The sequence below is a fragment of the Corynebacterium sphenisci DSM 44792 genome (assembly GCF_001941505.1).
In the GTDB taxonomy this organism is placed as follows: domain Bacteria; phylum Actinomycetota; class Actinomycetes; order Mycobacteriales; family Mycobacteriaceae; genus Corynebacterium; species Corynebacterium sphenisci.
In genome coordinates, this window is the sequence record NZ_CP009248.1 from 587,874 (window position 1) to 604,139 (window position 16,266).

Genomic DNA, 16,266 nt, shown 5'->3' on the forward strand with positions numbered 1-16,266 from the left:
GCTTGTGAAGGGATTAACGGCAAAAAGTGCGCAAGGTCACAGATTACCCTCAGGTGGGCCCCGCCGCAGGTCGACGGCCCGGACGGGGGCCGCCGGGCCCGCCGATGTCCGGAACGGGGCCCCGCGGGGGCTTCTCGGCCACCCCCGCCGAGGGGGCCCGGTTTGCCTTCGGCGGCGGCGCCCCGCTCACGGTGAACCGGGCTCAGCCGGGGTGCGGCCAGGCCCGCAGCCGCCGGCGCAGGCCCGCGGCGCTGCGCCGCGCCGCCGCCGCGGCATGCGCCCAGCGCGAGCCGCGGCGGCCCTCCGCGGAGAAGTCCCGGCCCGGCGGCGGGGCCACCATGCGCAGCGCCGCCGGGGCGGCGCGCAGCTCCACCCGATCCCGCAGCCCCGCGTAGTCGCCGTCCACCTGGAAGCGCAGCGGCCGCGGCGAGGACAGGGTGATCCGGGCGGCGTCATCGGCGGAGCGCACCAGCCCCGCCACCCGCAGCGGATCATGGCGGCGGGGCACCCCGCCGACCAGCCGGGCCACCGCGGCCAGCCCGCGCACCCCGGCGATGGAGCGCACCGCCCACACGCCCAGGCCGGAGTCCAGGGTGGTGCCCGGGTTGGTGACCACCGGCAGCTGCCCGAAGAAGGTCCACGGGTTCGTGTTCGAGGCCACCACCACCGGCAGCTCCCCGCCGAGGTCCACCCCGTCCACGGTGCACCGGATCCGGGGGGTGTCCCGGCGCATCCGCCACCAGGCGCCGAGCACCGTCGGCGCGTACCGGGCCGGGTTCGCGGACACCCCGCGGGCGCGCAGCCGCTCCATGGCGTGGATCACCTCCCCGTCGATGCCCAGGCCCGCGTTCACCGCGAACCAGCGGTCCCCGGCCCGGCCCAGGGTGATCCGGCGCTCCACGCCGGAGTGCAGCAGCCCGGCCAGGCGCTCGGCGGCCGCCCCGGGCTCCCGGGGCATGCCCAGCGCCCCGGCGAGCACGTTCGCGCTGCCGGCCGGCACCACCGCCAGCGCCGGCAGCGTGCCCGGGTCCGCCGGGGCCCCGTCGGCGAGCAGGCCGTTGATCACCTCGTTGACGGTGCCGTCGCCGCCCACCACGATCACCACGTCGACCTCGGCGGCGGTGAGCCCGCGCACCATCTCCCCGGCGTGGCCGGGGGCGGCGGTGAACCGGGAGCGCAGCCGCATCCCCGGCACCGCCAGCAGCGGCGGCACCACCCGGCGCAGCGTCGCGTCATCCACCGAGGTCGAGTTGGGGTTGGAGATCATCAGGGCGCGCACGGCACCAACCCTACGGGGCGCCCCGGGGGGATATGATGAGTCGCCGTGAGCACCCCCAGCACCGCCCCAGTCCGCGCCGCCGCCCCCCGCTCCGTCCTCGTCGGGGCCTGGATCGCGGTCGCCGAATGCCTCGCCGGCATCGGCTACGGGATCTTCCTGGGCGTCCGCGACGCCGAGGGCTACCGCGATGAGCTGGCGGTGATCTCCGGCTGGGGCACCGCGCTGTGGTTCTTCCTCATGTTCGGCGCCGTGCTCGCCGGGGCGATCATGCTGCTCACCGGGCGCCGCTGGGGGCGCGGGCCGATCGTGATGCTCAACCTCTGCCTGCTCGGCGTGGCCTACTACATGTTCACCTCGCATGCGGTGGCCTGGGGCGCGCTCACCGCGGTGCTCGCGGCGGCGGCGCTGGTGTGCATGTTCAACCCCAAGGCGGTGCACTGGGCGGCCACCGAGCACCGCGCCTGAGCGGGCCGGCTACGCCGGCGGGGGAGCGGGACGCCGCGGCGGCGGCGCCGGGGCCAGGCCCACCACCGCGCCGGCGCGCCATTCCACGATCATGTCCCCGAACACCCGCAGATCCACCCGCCCCGGGTCGGCGCCGCGGTCCACCGGGATGATCCGCTCCACCGCCCCGTCCCAGGCCGTCACCGCGATCCCCCCGGGCACCGGCACCAGCAGCCGATCCCCGCGGCGGTCCCCGGTGCCCAGCGCCCCGGGCACCCGCAGCCGCTCCACCAGGCCCGGCTGATCCAGCACCACCAGCGCGCCGCCGCCGAACCACTGGGTGCGCCCGCCGAGTTCCGCGGTCGCCGGCCGCGCCGGAACCCGGCCCGGGGCCGCGGGCTCGGCCGGGGCCTCCAGCCGGGTGCGGCGCAGCTCCGCGCCGGCGTCGTCGCGGAGCACCAGATCGGCGCCCTCGGCCAGGGCCACCCGACCGGCGGACACCGCCACCAGCGCAGCCGGCCCCGGCAGCGCGACATCGGCGTCCGGCTCCGGCTCCCGGGAGGACTCCGGGTCGGCGCCCATCAGCACCAGCCGGGTCTGCCCGGAGCAGTCGGCGAGCACCGCGAGCCGGTCCTCGCGGGTGACCCCGTCGACGACGGCGCACTCCGGCAGCGGCTGCACCCCCGGTTCCGCGGGGGCCTCCGGGCGGCCGAATTCGATGGTGCGCACCAGATCCCCGCGCCACAGCTCCGCCAGCCGCGTCGAGCGCACCCCGGAGCGGGTCGGCGAGCCCAGCGGGGCGACCTCCCCGGCGGCGAGGGAGCGCCGGGTGGCGTGGTAGGCCCCGTCGGCGAGATCCAGGCTGGTGACCTCCCCGCAGCCGGCGGGACCGCGGAACACCGCCACCGCCCGGCGCTGCGCCACCATCGCGGTGCACAGCTCGATGTCCCGGGCGTAGGACCACAGCAGCCGCCCGGAGGCCGGGTCCAGGGCGCGCACCCCGCGGTCGTCGGTGGCCAGCAGCGCCCCGGCGCCGCCGTCGGCCGGGGCCAGGCCCGCATCAGGGGCGCGCCAGCGCTCCACCAGGGCCGCCGGCGCGGGGCCGCCGGCCTCGGCGCGCTGCACCGCCACCCGGGACTGGATGTGCTCGGTCCGCCGGGCGGGGGAGTCGTACCAGGTCAGGCCGAGGGTGGCGGCCACGGCCAGGGCGATCGCGGCGGCGCCGGCGCGATTGCGATCCATCGGGTCTCGCCGGTGGGCGCGGGGCCGCTCAGCGGCGGCGCCGGCCGCCCCGGCCGCCGGAGCGGGGGCCGCCGGAACCGCCGGACCGTCCGCCACCGGAGCGGCCGCCGCGGCCGTCGCGGCGCCCGCCCCGGTCCTGCACCGGGCGCGCGCCGAGCACCGGGCGGGCCGGGCCGACCTCCTCGCCGGCGTCATCGGGGATGTCCAGGGCCTCGTGCAGCTCCGGGGAGGTGGAGAACCACTGCGGCGGCTCCCCGATGCCCAGGCCCAGGGCGTCGTCGATCATCTTCCACCGGGAGACCTCGTCGTAGCCGACCAGGGTCACCGCGATCCCCGACTGCCCGGCCCGGCCGGTGCGGCCGATCCGGTGCACGTAGGTCATCTCGTCCTCGGGCACCTGGTAGTTGATCACGTGCGTGACATCGTCGATGTCGATTCCGCGGGCGGCCACGTCGGTGGCCACCAGCACGTCGACGTCCCCGGCGCGGAAGGCGCGCAGCGACTTCTCCCGGGCCGGCTGGCCCATGTCCCCGTGCACCGCGGTGGCCTTGAAGCCGCGCTCGCCGAGGCGCTCCGCGACGCTGGCGGTGGAGCGCTTGGTGCGCGCGAAGATGATGGTCCGGCCCCGGCCCTCGGCCTGCAGGATCCGGGCCAGCACCGGCACCTTGTCCATCTGGTGGGACTGGAACACCACCTGCCGGGTGGTCTCGTGGATGGTGGCCTCCGCCTCCCCGGACTCGGCGCGGATGTGCACCGGCTGGTTCATGAAGGTCCGGGCCAGGGTGAGGATCGGCCCCGGCATGGTCGCGGAGAACAGCATCACCTGGCGGCGATCCGGCACCGCCCGCAGGATCCGCTCGATATCCGGCAGGAAGCCCAGGTCCAGCATCTCGTCGGCCTCGTCGAGCACCAGCACCGCCACCTCGGCGAGGTTGAGGTCCCCGCGCTCGTGCAGATCGATCAGCCGGCCCGGGGTGCCGACCACCAGGTCCACCCCGGCGCGCAGCGCCTCGATCTGCTCCTCGTAGGGCCGGCCGCCGTAGATCACGGTGCTGGACAGGCCCACCGCGGCGGCCACCGGGGCGAGATCCCCGGCCACCTGGTGCGCCAGCTCCCGGGTGGGGGTGACCACCAGGGCCCGGGGGGTGCCGTCCGGCTCGGCCACCCGGGCGTCGTCGAAGAGCCGATCCACCAGGGGCACCCCGAAGCCGAGGGTCTTGCCCATGCCGGTGCGGGCCTGGCCGATGATGTCCACGCCGTCCAGCGCCAGCGGCAGGGTCAGCTCCTGGATGGCGAAGGTGCGGGAAATCCCGAGATCGGCGAGGGCGTCGCAGATTTCCGCGGCCACCCCCAGTTCGGCGAATGCGGGGCCCGGCTCGGGTGCCACAGGGGTTCTCCGTTCGGTGGGGTGCGGGGTACGGGCCCAATCGTAGCCTGCCCGGCCCCGCCGGCCACGCCGGTTATAGTTGCCGCCATGGACATCACCATCGGTTTCGTCGACGTACCCCGTGAACTGACCATCTCCGGCGTGGAGGACGCCGAGGGGGTGCGCGAGCGCGTCCGCGCCGCCGTGGAGGCCGGCTCCGGGGTGCTGGAGCTTCGCGACGGCGCCGGGCGCACCCACCTGGCCCGGGTGGAGAAGATCGCCTACGTGGGGATCGGCCCGGCCGCCGCCCGCAAGGTCGGCTTCATCGCCTGATCCGGCCCCCGATGCACCCCCAGGGCCCGCGCCGGGCCGGCCGAACCCGCGGGCGACCGCGCCCCGACCGGGGCCGGCCCGCGCCGCGCGGCGCCCGGCGCACCGCGATCGCGCCGCGGCGCGCCCCGGAGCCGGCGGCGGTGCGCCTGGCCCGCCGGCTGGGCTGGCGGGCCTACGCGATCCCGCTGCTGGTGGTGCTCACCGCCTGGGTGCTCCTCGACATCGTCACCGACGGCGGGATGGGCGCCGGCGGGACGGCCCGGAGCACCGCCGCGGAACCGGGCCCGGCCCCGGCGGCCGATCCCGAATCCGGCCTGGACGTCGGCGAGCTGCCGCCCGGGGCGGACTACCCCACCCGCGGCTCGGGCGAGTTCGTCGACGCCGGGTCCCCCGGCGCCGCCGCCGGCGAGGGCAGGGAGAAGACGCTGCGCTACGCGGTGCAGATCGAGGACGTGCTCGACGCCGGGGCGGTCGGCGGGGCCGACGCCTTCGGCGCCACCATCGACGCCACCCTCTCCGATCCCCGGGGCTGGACCGCCGACCCGGCCTTCGCGCTGCGCCACGTCGGCGCCGACGAGGACCCGGACACCATCATCCGGCTGGTCACCCCGGACACCGCCGGGCGGCTCTGCGGCCGGGAGATGGACGTGGAGACCAGCTGCCGGATCGGCGCGGCCGGCGGCCGGCCCGGCCAGATCCTGGTCAACGTGGCCCGGTGGACCCGCGGGGCGCTGCCCTTCGAGGGCGATCTGGGCGCCTACCGGCAGTACCTGATCAACCACGAGGTGGGCCACGCCCTGGGCTACGCCGCGCACCGGCCCTGCCCCGCCGAGGGGGAGCTGGCGCCGGTGATGATGCAGCAGACGCTCAGCCTGGACAACTCCGAACTGCACAACCTCGCCCCGCATGAGGTCTACCCCGACGATGGCGCGACCTGCCGGCCCAACGGGTGGCCGTACCCGGCGGCGCGGGCGCCCCGGTAGGTTGGGGGCCATGACGGCGCATCCTCCCCCGCACGTGCTGGAGGCCTTCGGGGCCTTCGGCGCCCCCGAGCCCGCCGGCCCCGCCTGGGACGACGGGTGGCGCTACGGCACCGTGGTGCTCTCCCGGGTCGCCGACGCGCAGCGCGCCGCCTGGTCGGCGAAGGTGCGCGAGGTGCTCGCCGTGGACGGGGCGGCGGTGGCCCGCCCGGTGCGCGGCACCGACGGCCGGCACGTGATCGGCGGCTGGCAGGCCCGGCACCACGCCCCCGGGGCGCCGGCCGCCCGCCCGGATGAGCTGATCGTGGCGATGTGCCGGCTGGAGGAGGCGCTGGCCGATCTGGCCCGGCCCCGGTTCCTCGCCGGGCCCGCCGAGGGGGTCTTCGACGTCTGCGACCGGGCCGCCTGGGCCGAGGACCCGGCCGGGGAGCTGGAGCGGGTGCTCGACGTCGCCGCGGTGCCCCGGGCCGATGCCGCGGAGGCCCTCGGCGTCGCCGCCGAGCTCACCGGGCTGCGCGGGGGGCTCGACGCCGCCGGCGCCGAGCAGGTGGGCCACGCCGATCCGCTGGCCACCACCGTCTTCGACGGCGCCGCCGCGCCCACCGTGGTGGACCTGGTGCCCTGCTGGCGGCCCCGCGGCTGGACCCCGGCGCTGGCCGCGGTGGACGCGCTGTCCCGCGGCGGCGCCGATGAGGCGCTGCTCGCCCGCTTCGACCATCTCCCGGACTGGGACCAGCTGGTGCTGCGCGCCATGCTCTACCGGCTGTTCGCCCATGCCGTGCACCCCGGCGCCGAACCCGCCGCCGGCCGCGGCCTGACCCGGGCCGCGGAGCTGGTCAAGGCCCGGTTCCGCTAGGCCCGCCGGGGCGGCCCGGCCCCCGCCGCCCCGGGGGCGCGGGCGGGCGTCCGGGGGTGTGCCACCATGGTCGCCATGAGTGCTGCGGAGGGCGTGCGGATGCCGGCGGCCCGCCTGGTCGATCCCGGCGGGCCGGCCCCGCGCAGCTGGGACGGCCCGCTCGCCGCGCTCTTCCCCGGCGACGGCCGCCTCGAGATCGCCGGGGAGCCCTGGGCGGTGCTCGGCGGGCCCGGCACCGGCAAATCCGCGCTGCTCGTCGATCTCGCCGCCGCGCACGTCGCCGCGGGCGTGCCCGCGGACGCGGTGCTCATCGCCGCGCCCGCCAAGGAGGCGGCGAACCGGCTCCGCGAGGATCTCGCCCGCCGGCTGCCGGAGGCCGCCGCCGGCGGCGGGGGCATGGTCCGCGCGGTGCACTCCCTGGCCTTCGCCCTGGTCCGGGAGGCCATGGTGCGCCGCGGCGAACCCGAGCCGCGGCTGATGCCCGGCGCCCGCCAGGACGCCTGGATCCGGGATCTGCTCACCGGGGAGGAGGCCGACGGCGGCGCCGGCTGGCCGGACCGGCTGCGCCCGGCGCTGGGCATGCGCGGTTTCGCCCGGCAGGTCCGCGATCTCATCCTGCGCGCCCAGGAACGCGGGCTGGACGCCGCCGGGCTGATCGCCCTCGGCGAGGACCACGGGGTGCCGGAGTGGACGGCGGTGGGCGGGTTCCTGCGCCGCTACCGGCAGGCGGTGCGGCTGCTCGGCTCCGCCGATCTCAACGCCGCGGAGCTGGTCAGCGCCGCCCTGGCGGAAATCGACGCCGATCCCGGGCTGCTGGACCGGCTCGGCGTGCAGGTGCTGCTGGTCGACGACGCCGAGCACCTGGACCCGCAGTCCGCGGAGCTGCTGCGCCGGATCCTGGCCCGGGCCCGGGTGGGGGTGCTCACCGGGGACCACGACCAGTCGGTGCTGGGCTTCCGCGGCGCCGACCCGGCCTTCCTGGACGGCGCCGCCCCGGCGGAGCGCACCATCGTGCTGCACCGCTCCCGGCGGCTGCCCGCGCCGATCGCGACCGCGGCGAACCGGCTGGCCGCCCGGCTGCCCGGCAACCCCCCGCAGCGCGGGATCCGCGGCCGCGCCGCCGACCCGGGCGCGGACCCGGCGCTGCGGGTGGCGGTCTTCGCCACCGGCACCGCCGAACGCGCCGCGGTGGCCGACTACCTGCGCCGCGCCCATGTCGTCGACGGCGTGGCCTGGGGGGAGATGGCGGTGCTGCTGCGCTCCGGGGCGGCGGAGTCCGCGGCGCACCGCAGCCTCGCCCGGGCCGGGGTGCCGGTGCAGGTCGACCCCACCGACGTGGTGCTCGCCGAGCAGCGCATGGTCGCCGCGCTGCTGCTGGCGATGCGCGCCCTGGTCGAGCCGCTGCCGGAGAGCTCCTGGGAGGCGCTGCTCACCGGGCCCCTCGGGGAGGCCGACCCGGTGACCCTGGCCCGGGTGGTGCGCGGGGTGCGCCGGCTGGCCCCGGGCGGCCGGGCCATGGAGCGGATCATCGCGCTGCTGGCCGCCCCGGAGCCCGATGCGGCGGATGCGGAGCTGCTCGCCGGGCTCGGCGCCCGGGAGCGCGCCGTGCTGGAGCGGCCGCTGCGGGTCCTAGCCGCGGGCCGGGCCGCCCTGGACCAGGGTGTGGAGCTGGTGCTGTGGGAGATGTGGGCCGCCTCCGGGCTGGCCGACCACCTGATGGCCCGCTCCCTGCGCGGCGGGGCGGCCGGCTCCGCCGCGGACCGGGACCTGGACGCGGTGATGACCCTGTTCGACTTCGCCGGGGACCTGGTGGAGCAGGCGCCGGCGCTGACCGTCGCCGGCTTCGTCGCCAAGGTCGCCGAGCAGGAGCTGCCCACCGGGGCCCGGGACCGGCGCGGCATCGCCCGGGACGCGGTGAGCGTGATCTCCGCGCACGCCGCGCTCGGCCGGGAGTTCGCCGTGGTCGCCGTCGCCGGGGTGCAGGAGGAGACCTGGCCCTCGCTGGGCGTCACCGGCTCCGTGGTGCGCCAGCAGGAGCTGGTGGATCTGCTCGACCACGGCATCGACCCGGGCACCCCGGTGTCCCGGGTCGCCGACCGGCTCGCCGAGGAGCGCCGGCTGCTCCATGTCGCGATTACCCGGGCCACCCGCTCCGTGCTGGTCACCGCGGTGGACGCCCCCGATGACGAGGGCGAGCCGAGTCGCTTCCTCGGCGAACTGGCGGTGCCGGGGGAGGCCGGCGCCGACCCGGCCGCCGCGGAGGAGGAGCCGGCCGCGCCCGCCCCGGAACCGCCGCCGACCATCCCGGCGGTGCCCCGGGTGCTCGCCGAGGGGCCGCTCACCGCGGAGCTGCGCGCCGCCGCCGCCGACCCCGGCCAGGGCCCGGGCCGGCGCGCCCGGGCCGCCGCCCAGCTGGCCCGGCTCGCCGCCGCCGGGGTGCCCGGGGCGCACCCCGACCAGTGGTGGGGGATCGCCGAGCGCTCCACCGGGGAGCCGGTGCTCGCCGGCCCGATGCGGCTCAGCCCCTCGAAGGTGGGCCGGATCCTGCGGTGCCCGCTGCGCGCCCTGCTGGAGCCGCCCGCCCGCGGCCCCGCCCTGGCCACCGGCACCGCCTTCCACCGGGTGGCGCAGGCCCTGGCCGAGGGGGTCGACCCCGCCGAGGGCGAGCAGGAGCTGCGCGCGGTGCTGCCCCGGCTGCTCGACGAACCCGGCTGGCGGGTCGACGTGCTCGCCGAGGAGTGGGCCGCCGCGCTGCGCTCCTGGGCCGGGTTCGCCGCCGGGGCGGCGGTCGGCGTGGAGGTGCCGGTGCGGGTGCCGGTGACCGGGGAGGTCACCCTCGCCGGGCGGATCGACCGGCTGGTCGGCGACGCCGACTCCGGCTACGTGGTGGTGGACATCAAGACCGGGGCGAACCCGCCGCCGGCCGCCGAGGTGGAGGAGGACGCCCAATTGGCCGTCTACCAGCTGGCCCTGGCCGGCGGCGCCCTGGTCGAGGGCCCCCGCGGCCCCGAGATCGTCGCCGGGGAGGGGCTGCGCCCCGGCGGGGCGATGCTGGTGCACCCGCGGGCGCCGCGCTCCGGGGGCGAGCCCACGGTGCGGGTGCAGTCCGCGCCCACCCCCGCGCAGCTGGGGCTCTGGCGGGGGCGGGTGCTCGCCGCCGCGGAGGCCTCCCGCGGGCCCGGGGCCACCGCCCTGCCCGGGCCCTGGTGCGAGGGCTGCCCGGTGCGGCTGGCCTGCCCGACCACGGGGCAGCTGCGATGAGCGCCGCCATCGACCCGGTGACCCTGTCCCGGATGCTCGGCCAGGAGCACCGGCCCACCGCGCAGCAGGCGGCGGTGATCGGCGCCGACCCGGGCCCGATGCTCGTCGTCGCCGGGGCCGGGGCGGGCAAGACCGAGACCATGGCCGCCCGGGTGGTGTGGCTGGTCGCCAACGGCCACGTCCGCCCCGAGGAGGTGCTGGGGCTGACCTTCACCCGCAAGGCGGCCCGGGAGCTCGGCCAGCGGATCCGGCGCCGACTCGGCCAGCTCGCCGCCTCCCGGGCCTTCCGGGCCGCCGCGGACCCGGCGGTGCTCGACGCGCTCGCCGCGATCGCCCCGGAGGTGTCCACCTACGACGCCTACGCCGGGGAGCTGGTGCGCGCCCACGGGCTGCTGCTGCCCGCGGAGCCGGCCGCGGAGATCCTCGACGAGGCCACCCGCTGGGCGATGGCCCGGGAGGTGGTGCGCGACCGCGCCGGGCTGGACAGCCGCCGCGGGGTGGACGCGCTCACCGCGGCGCTGCTGGCGCTGGCCGACGACATCGACGGCCACCTCGCCGACCCGGCGGAGGTGCGCGCGCAGACCGGGGCCTTCCTGCACCTGGTGGCGCAGACCCCGCCCTCGGCCCGGCAGAAGGCCGATCCGCATTCCAAGCTGGTCGCGGTGCTCGCCGCCCAGCGGGACCGCCTCGAGCTGCTGCCCCTGGTGGAGGAGCTGCACCGGCGGATCGACGCCGCCGGGGCGCGCACCTTCGGCCGGCAGATGGCGCTGGCCGCCCGGCTGGCCCGGGAGGTCCCGGAGGTCCGGGAGGTGGAGCGGCGCCGGCACCGGGTGGTGATGCTCGACGAGTACCAGGACACCTCGCACGCCCAGCGGGTGCTGCTGCGCAGCCTGCACGCCGGCTCCGCGGTCACCGCGGTCGGCGACCCGATGCAGGCGATCTACGGCTGGCGGGGGGCCACCGCGACGAACCTGGCCGGCTTCCCCGAGGACTTCCGGGCCCCCGGCGCCCCGCCCGCGCCGACGCTGCAGCTGACCACCTCCTGGCGCAACCCCCCGGAGGTGCTCGCCGCGGCCAACCTCGTCGCCGACCGGGCCTTCGCGGGCCGGCGGCGCACCGTGGACCCGCTCACCGCCCGCCCCGGGGCCCCCGCCGGGCGGGTGGACCTGGCGCTGCACGCCGACGTGGACGCGGAGCTGGCCTGGGTCGCCGACCGGATGGCGGAGGAGGCCGCCGCCGCCCGCGCGGCGGGCCGGCCGCTGTCCGCGGCGGTGCTGGTGCGCCGCAACGCCGACTGCGCCGCGGTCGCCGAGGCGCTGGCCGCCGCCGGCGTGGCCGCCGAGATCCGCGGGGTCGGCGGGCTGCTGGAGCTGCCCGAGGTCGTGGAGCTGGTCTGTCATCTGCGGGTGCTCGCCGACCCGGCCGATGACGAGGCGATGCTGCGGCTGCTCGCCGGGCCGCGCTGGCGGCTCGGCGCGAAGGACATCACCGCCCTGGCCCGCCGGGCCCGGCAGCTCGCCGCCTACGCCGGGGCCCGGGAGCGCGGCGATGACGCCGGCGCGGACGCGACGGAGGGGGAGGGCCCGCTGGCCCGGCTGGGGGCGGACCTGGACGCGCTGGTCGCCGAGGCCGGGGCGCCGGCGACCGGGCTCGGCCACGCGGTGGCCGACCCGGCCCTCGGCGACGGGCTCTACTCCGCGGCGGGCGCCGCCCGGATCGCGGAGCTGGGGGAGCGGCTGGGCCGGCTGCGCCGCTGGTCGCTGCGCAAGCCGCTGCCGGATCTGCTCGCCGACGTGGAGGAGGAGTTCGGGCTGCGGGTGGAGGTCGCCGCCGCCGCCGGCGGGGCCGGGCCGGTGCACCTGGACCGGCTCGCCGACGTCGCCGCGGACTACGCCCGCCGGGCCGGGGCGGATCTGCCCGGCTTCCTCGGCCACCTGGAGCGCGCCGCCGCCCACGACCGGGGCCTGGAGCCGGGCCGGGTGCGGGTCACCGGGGACCGGGTGGAGATCATGACCGTGCACAAGGCCAAGGGCCTGGAATGGGAGGTGGTGGCGGTGCCGCACGTGTGCGCCACCGTCTACGACCGGGTGCGCCTGGAATCCTGGCTGACCCGCCCGGAGAAGCTGCTGCCGGAGCTCACCGGCGACGCCGCCGGGGAGGGCGCCGGCGGGGCGGACGGCCCGGGGCTGCTCGACGGCACCCCGGTGCTCGACGCCGCCGGGGCCGCCGACCAGGGCCAGCTGGTCAAGGCCATCGAGGGGCACAAGGCGGACCTGCGGGCGGTCCTCGCCGCCGAATCGGAGCGGCTGTTCTACGTGGCGCTCACCCGCGCCGGGCGGCGGCTGCTGGTCTCCGGCTGCCAACGGCTGGGCCGGGGCCGCAAGACCCCGGACGGGCCCTCCGCGCAGCTGCTCGCCCTGGCGCGGGCCTTCCCCGAGGCGGTGGGGCCCTGGGTCGGCGAACCCGGGGCGGACCCGCTGCCGCTGCCGGACGCCGCCGGGCTGGCCTGGCCCCCGGAGCCCGCGGCCGGCGACGGGGACCCCGCGCGGCGCTCCCGGGAGGCCGCGGAGCTGGTCCGCGCCGCCCTGGCGGAGCCGACCGCGGCGGCAGCGCCCATCGACCGGGACCTCTCCCGGGTGTGGGCCGACGAGGTCACCCTGCTGCTCGACGAGCGGGCCCGGGCCGCCGCGGAGGTGGTGGAGGTGCCGCTGCCGGCGCGACTGTCCACCTCCGAGGTGCAGGCGATGCTCGCCGACCCGGGCGCCTTCGCCCGCCGCCGGGCCCGGCCGGTGCCCTACCGGCCGAACCGCTTCGCCCGCCGCGGCACCGCCTTCCACGCCTGGCTGGAGCACCGGCTCGGCGCCCCGGCGATGATCGACGAGGAGGAGCTCGCCGCGCTGGCCGGGGTGCCGGTGGCCGCCGACGCCCCCCTGGCGGAGCTGAAGGAGACCTTCCTGGCCGGGGAGTGGGCCGATCGGGTGCCGGAGTACGTGGAGGTGCCCTTCGACATCGGCATCGGCGGCCGCCGGGTGGTCGGCCGGATCGACGCGGTGTTCCGGATCGGCGGCCGCTGGGCGGTGGTGGACTGGAAGACCGGCCGCCGGCCCACCGGGCGGGCCGCCCGGCTGGCCGCGCTGCAGCTGGCGGTGTACCGCCTGGCCTGGGCGGATCGACGCCGCGCGGCGGGGGAGCGGGTGGACCCCGGCGACGTGCGCGCGATGTTCCACTACGTCGCCGAGGGCGTCACCGTCGAGCCCGACCGGCTGCCGGACAGGATAGAGTTGGCCACGTCCCTGCGCGCGCCCCGCCCGGGCGCCGCCGGCGGCGCGGACGGGGCGGGGCCGGAAGAGAGGGTGGACGGTGGCTGAGCGGCTGATGACGAACCGGTTCGGCGTGGAGCGCGAGCTCGACGACCTGCCCGATCACGCCCTGCTGGGGATCATCAAGATCCCGGAGCCGGTGCGCAAGGGCCCCTGGCGGCTGATCATCCGGCGGCTCAGCTACGCCCTGGTGCTGCTGCTCACCGCCTCCCTGGTGGTGTACACCGACCGGGACGCCTACACCGAGCCGCTGACCTTCCTGGACAGCCTCTACTATTCCGCGGTGAGCCTGTCCACCACCGGCTACGGCGACATCACCCCGGTGACCGACCACGCCCGGCTGCTGAACATCCTCGTGATCACCCCGCTGCGGGTGGTCTTCCTGGCCCTCCTGGTCGGCACCACCCTGTCCGTGCTCACCGAGGAATCCCGCCGCACCCTGCAGATCCAGCGTTGGAGGAGAACCGTGCGCAACCACACCGTCGTCATCGGCTACGGCACCAAGGGCCGCTCCGCCGTCGCCGCCATGCTCGGCGACGGCGTCGACCCCGGCCAGATCGTGGTGGTGGACACCGACAAGGGGGTGCTCGACCAGGCCGGCAACCGGGGCCTGGTCACCGTGCACGGCTCGGCGACGAAATCCGACGTGCTCAAGCTCGCCGGGATCCAGCGGGCCCGCTCCGTGGTGGTCGCCCCGAACAAGGACGACACCGCGGTGCTGGTCACCCTCTCGGTGCGCGAACTCGCCCCCGGGGCCACCATCGTGGCCAGCGTCCGCGAATCGGAGAACCGGCACCTGCTGGAGCAGTCCGGGGCCGACCAGGTGGTGATCTCCTCGGAGACCGCCGGCCGGATGCTCGGCCTGGCCACGGTCACCCCCACCGTGGTGGAGATGATGGAGGACCTGCTCAGCCCCACCGAGGGCTTCTCCGTGGCGGAGCGGATCATCACCGAGGAGGAGGTCGGCGCCAACCCCCGGCACCTGGCCGACATCGTGCTCGGGGTGGTGCGCTCCGGGGAGCTGTACCGCATCGACTCGCCGGAATGCGAGTCCGTGGAGCCCGGGGACAGCCTGCTCTACGTGCGCCGCGTGCTGGCCGATGAGCTGGATCCGGATGACGACCGCTGAACTGGCCGGGCTGGACCCGGAGCAGCGCGCCGCGGCGACCGCCCCGCTGGGCCCGGTGTGCATCCTCGCCGGGGCCGGCACCGGCAAGACCCGCACCATCACGCACCGGATCCACCACCTCATCGACACCGGGCTGGTCAGCCAGAACAAGGTGCTCGCGGTGACCTTCACCGCCCGCGCCGCCGGGGAGATGCGCGACCGGCTGCACCGGATGGGCACCCCCGGGGTGCAGGCCCGCACCTTCCACTCCGCGGCGCTGCGCCAGCTGCGCTACTTCTGGCCGCAGATCGCCGGGGACCTGCCCTGGCGGCTGCTGGACAACAAGTTCGCCCTCGTCGCCCGGGCCACCCGGGCCGCCGGGATCGACTCCGGCACCGAGTCCATCCGCGACGTGCTCGGCGAAATCGAGTGGGCCAAGGCCACCCTGGTCACCCCGGAGGGCTACCCGGCGGCGATCGCCGACCGCGGCCGGCCCGCCCCGGCGGACCCGGACCGGATCGCCGCGGCCTACCGGGCCTACGAGGACTCGAAGACCTCGGAGGAGGGGATGCTGCTCGACTTCGACGATCTGCTGCTGCACACCGCCGGGGCGATGGAGCACTCCCGGGCGGTGGCCGAGGAGTTCCGCGCCCAGTACCGCAGCTTCGTCGTCGACGAGTACCAGGACGTCACCCCGCTGCAGCAGCGGGTGCTCGACGCCTGGCTCGGCGAGCGCGAGGACCTCACCGTGGTCGGCGACCCCAACCAGACCATCTACTCCTTCACCGGGGCCAGTCCCGCGCATCTGCTGGAGTTCCCGGCCCGCTTCCCCGGGGCCACCGTGGTGCGGCTGCACCGCGACTACCGCTCCACCCCCCAGGTGGTGGGCCTGGCCAACACCATCATCGACGCCGCCCGCGGCCGGCTGGCCGGCTCCCGGCTGCGCCTGGTCGGCCAGCGCCCGGACGGCCCGGAGCCGACCTTCACCGAATACGAGGACGAGCCCACCGAGGCCAAGGTCGTCGCCCGCCGGATCCGGCGGCTGCTCGACGGGGGCGTGCCGGCCAACGAGATCGCGGTGCTGTACCGGATCAACGCCCAGTCCGCGGTCTTCGAGCAGGCCCTGTCCGAGGCGGGGGTGCCCTATCACGTGCGCGGCGGGGAGGGCTTCTACCAGCGCCGGGAGATCCGGGAGGCGATTTCGGCGATCATCCGGGTGGCCCGCCGCGGGGATCTGGGCGAGGCCGGCCGCGGCGCCGGGCTGGTGCTCACCGTCCGGGAGACCCTCGCCCCGCTGGGGCTCACCGCCGAGGAGCCCGAGGGCGCGCAGGCCCGGGAGCGCTGGCAGTCCCTCGGCGCGCTGGCCGATCTCTGCGAGGAGCTGGTGCACGTCACCCCGGAGCTGGACATCACCGGGCTGCTCGGCCAGCTGCGCACCCGCAGCGAGGCCAAGCAGCCGCCCACCCTGCACGGGGTGACCCTGGCCAGCCTGCACGCCGCCAAGGGCCTGGAGTGGGATGCGGTGTTCCTGGTCGGCCTGGTCGACGGCACCCTGCCGATCAAGCAGGCGCTGCGCAAGGGGGAGGACTCCGAGGACGTGGAGGAGGAGCGCCGGCTGCTCTACGTCGGGGTGACCCGCGCCCGGGAGCACCTGGAGCTGTCCTGGGCGCTGTCCCGGCAGGAGGGCGGCCGGCGCACCCGGCGCCGCTCCCGCTTCCTCGACGGGCTGGGCCTGCCGGAGCCGGCCGCGGCGAAGCCGCGGTCCCGGAAGCGCGCGGCGGTGTGCCGCAACTGCGGAAAACCGCTGGCCACCCCGGCGGAGCGGATCATCGGCCGCTGCGCGGACTGCCCCTCCACCGCGGACCCGGGGCTGGTGGACCGGCTGCGGGCGTGGCGGGCGGAGACCGCCAAGGAGATGTCCGTGCCCGCCTTCGTGATCTTCTCCGACGCCACCCTGGTGGGCATCGCCGAGGCCCGGCCGGCCACGGTCGGCGAACTGCTCGCGGTGCCCGGCATCGGGGAGGTCAAGGCCTCCCGCTTCGGGGAGGCGCTGCTCGCCCTCATCGCCGCCGGGTAG

11 protein-coding genes are annotated in these 16,266 nt (G+C 77.5%); 8 read left to right on the forward strand and 3 right to left on the reverse strand.

Annotated features, from left to right (window positions below):
* Nucleotides 1-202: 202 nt before the first annotated feature.
* Complete coding sequence (locus CSPHI_RS02720) at nt 203-1,279, reverse strand: diacylglycerol/lipid kinase family protein (protein ID WP_075691396.1); 1,077 nt, start codon at nt 1,277-1,279, stop codon at nt 203-205.
* A gap of 45 nt (nt 1,280-1,324) precedes the next feature.
* On the opposite strand from CSPHI_RS02720, the gene CSPHI_RS02725 reads away from it, so the two are divergent.
* Complete coding sequence (locus tag CSPHI_RS02725) at nt 1,325-1,744, forward strand: hypothetical protein (RefSeq protein ID WP_075691397.1); 420 nt, start codon at nt 1,325-1,327, stop codon at nt 1,742-1,744.
* Between the two features lie 9 nt (nt 1,745-1,753).
* On the opposite strand, the gene CSPHI_RS02730 is transcribed toward CSPHI_RS02725, so the two are convergent.
* The gene (locus CSPHI_RS02730; RefSeq protein ID WP_157118462.1) at nt 1,754-2,965 is read right to left on the reverse strand and encodes an Rv3212 family protein; all 1,212 of its coding nucleotides are present in this window, start codon (nt 2,963-2,965) and stop codon (nt 1,754-1,756) included.
* A 28-nt stretch (nt 2,966-2,993) separates the two neighbouring features.
* Complete coding sequence (locus tag CSPHI_RS02735; protein WP_075691398.1) at nt 2,994-4,352, reverse strand: DEAD/DEAH box helicase; 1,359 nt, start codon at nt 4,350-4,352, stop codon at nt 2,994-2,996.
* 87 nt (nt 4,353-4,439) lie between these two features.
* Here CSPHI_RS02735 and CSPHI_RS02740 point away from each other — a divergent pair, with 87 nt between their 5' ends.
* The 7 genes from CSPHI_RS02740 (at nt 4,440) to CSPHI_RS02770 (ending at nt 16,266) form a co-directional block, all read left to right on the forward strand.
* Nucleotides 4,440-4,664, forward strand: a complete 225-nt coding sequence (locus tag CSPHI_RS02740; RefSeq protein ID WP_075691399.1) for a DUF3107 domain-containing protein — start codon at nt 4,440-4,442, stop codon at nt 4,662-4,664.
* A gap of 140 nt (nt 4,665-4,804) precedes the next feature.
* Nucleotides 4,805-5,647, forward strand: coding sequence for a DUF3152 domain-containing protein (locus CSPHI_RS02745; protein ID WP_245803334.1), 843 nt, complete (start codon nt 4,805-4,807; stop codon nt 5,645-5,647).
* Between the two features lie 10 nt (nt 5,648-5,657).
* Nucleotides 5,658-6,500: a TIGR02569 family protein gene (locus CSPHI_RS02750; RefSeq protein WP_075691400.1), complete on the forward strand. Its 843-nt coding sequence runs from the start codon at nt 5,658-5,660 to the stop codon at nt 6,498-6,500.
* A 75-nt stretch (nt 6,501-6,575) separates the two neighbouring features.
* Nucleotides 6,576-9,761 carry an ATP-dependent helicase gene (locus CSPHI_RS02755; RefSeq protein ID WP_245803335.1) on the forward strand — a complete coding sequence of 1,062 codons (3,186 nt, stop codon included), beginning with the start codon at nt 6,576-6,578 and terminating at the stop codon, nt 9,759-9,761.
* Nucleotides 9,758-13,129, forward strand: a complete 3,372-nt coding sequence (locus CSPHI_RS02760) for an ATP-dependent helicase (RefSeq protein ID WP_075691402.1) — start codon at nt 9,758-9,760, stop codon at nt 13,127-13,129. Before CSPHI_RS02755 ends, CSPHI_RS02760 begins: the two co-directional genes overlap by 4 nt.
* A gap of 7 nt (nt 13,130-13,136) precedes the next feature.
* Nucleotides 13,137-14,210 carry a potassium channel family protein gene (locus tag CSPHI_RS02765; protein ID WP_075691403.1) on the forward strand — a complete coding sequence of 358 codons (1,074 nt, stop codon included), beginning with the start codon at nt 13,137-13,139 and terminating at the stop codon, nt 14,208-14,210.
* Nucleotides 14,197-16,266, forward strand: a complete 2,070-nt coding sequence (locus tag CSPHI_RS02770; protein WP_075691404.1) for an ATP-dependent DNA helicase UvrD2 — start codon at nt 14,197-14,199, stop codon at nt 16,264-16,266. The genes CSPHI_RS02765 and CSPHI_RS02770 overlap by 14 nt, the downstream gene beginning before the upstream one ends.

Excerpts from the sequence above, each read along its gene's own strand:
- CSPHI_RS02760 (WP_075691402.1), top strand. The coding sequence starts at position 9,758 with ATGAGCGCCGCCATCGACCCGGTGACCCTGTCCCGGATGCTCGGCCAG.
- CSPHI_RS02730 (WP_157118462.1), bottom strand. The coding sequence starts at position 2,965 with ATGGATCGCAATCGCGCCGGCGCCGCCGCGATCGCCCTGGCCGTGGCC.
- CSPHI_RS02740 (WP_075691399.1), top strand. The coding sequence starts at position 4,440 with ATGGACATCACCATCGGTTTCGTCGACGTACCCCGTGAACTGACCATC.
- CSPHI_RS02770 (WP_075691404.1), top strand. The coding sequence starts at position 14,197 with ATGACGACCGCTGAACTGGCCGGGCTGGACCCGGAGCAGCGCGCCGCG.
- CSPHI_RS02765 (WP_075691403.1), top strand. The coding sequence starts at position 13,137 with ATGACGAACCGGTTCGGCGTGGAGCGCGAGCTCGACGACCTGCCCGAT.
- CSPHI_RS02755 (WP_245803335.1), top strand. The coding sequence starts at position 6,576 with ATGAGTGCTGCGGAGGGCGTGCGGATGCCGGCGGCCCGCCTGGTCGAT.
- CSPHI_RS02750 (WP_075691400.1), top strand. The coding sequence starts at position 5,658 with ATGACGGCGCATCCTCCCCCGCACGTGCTGGAGGCCTTCGGGGCCTTC.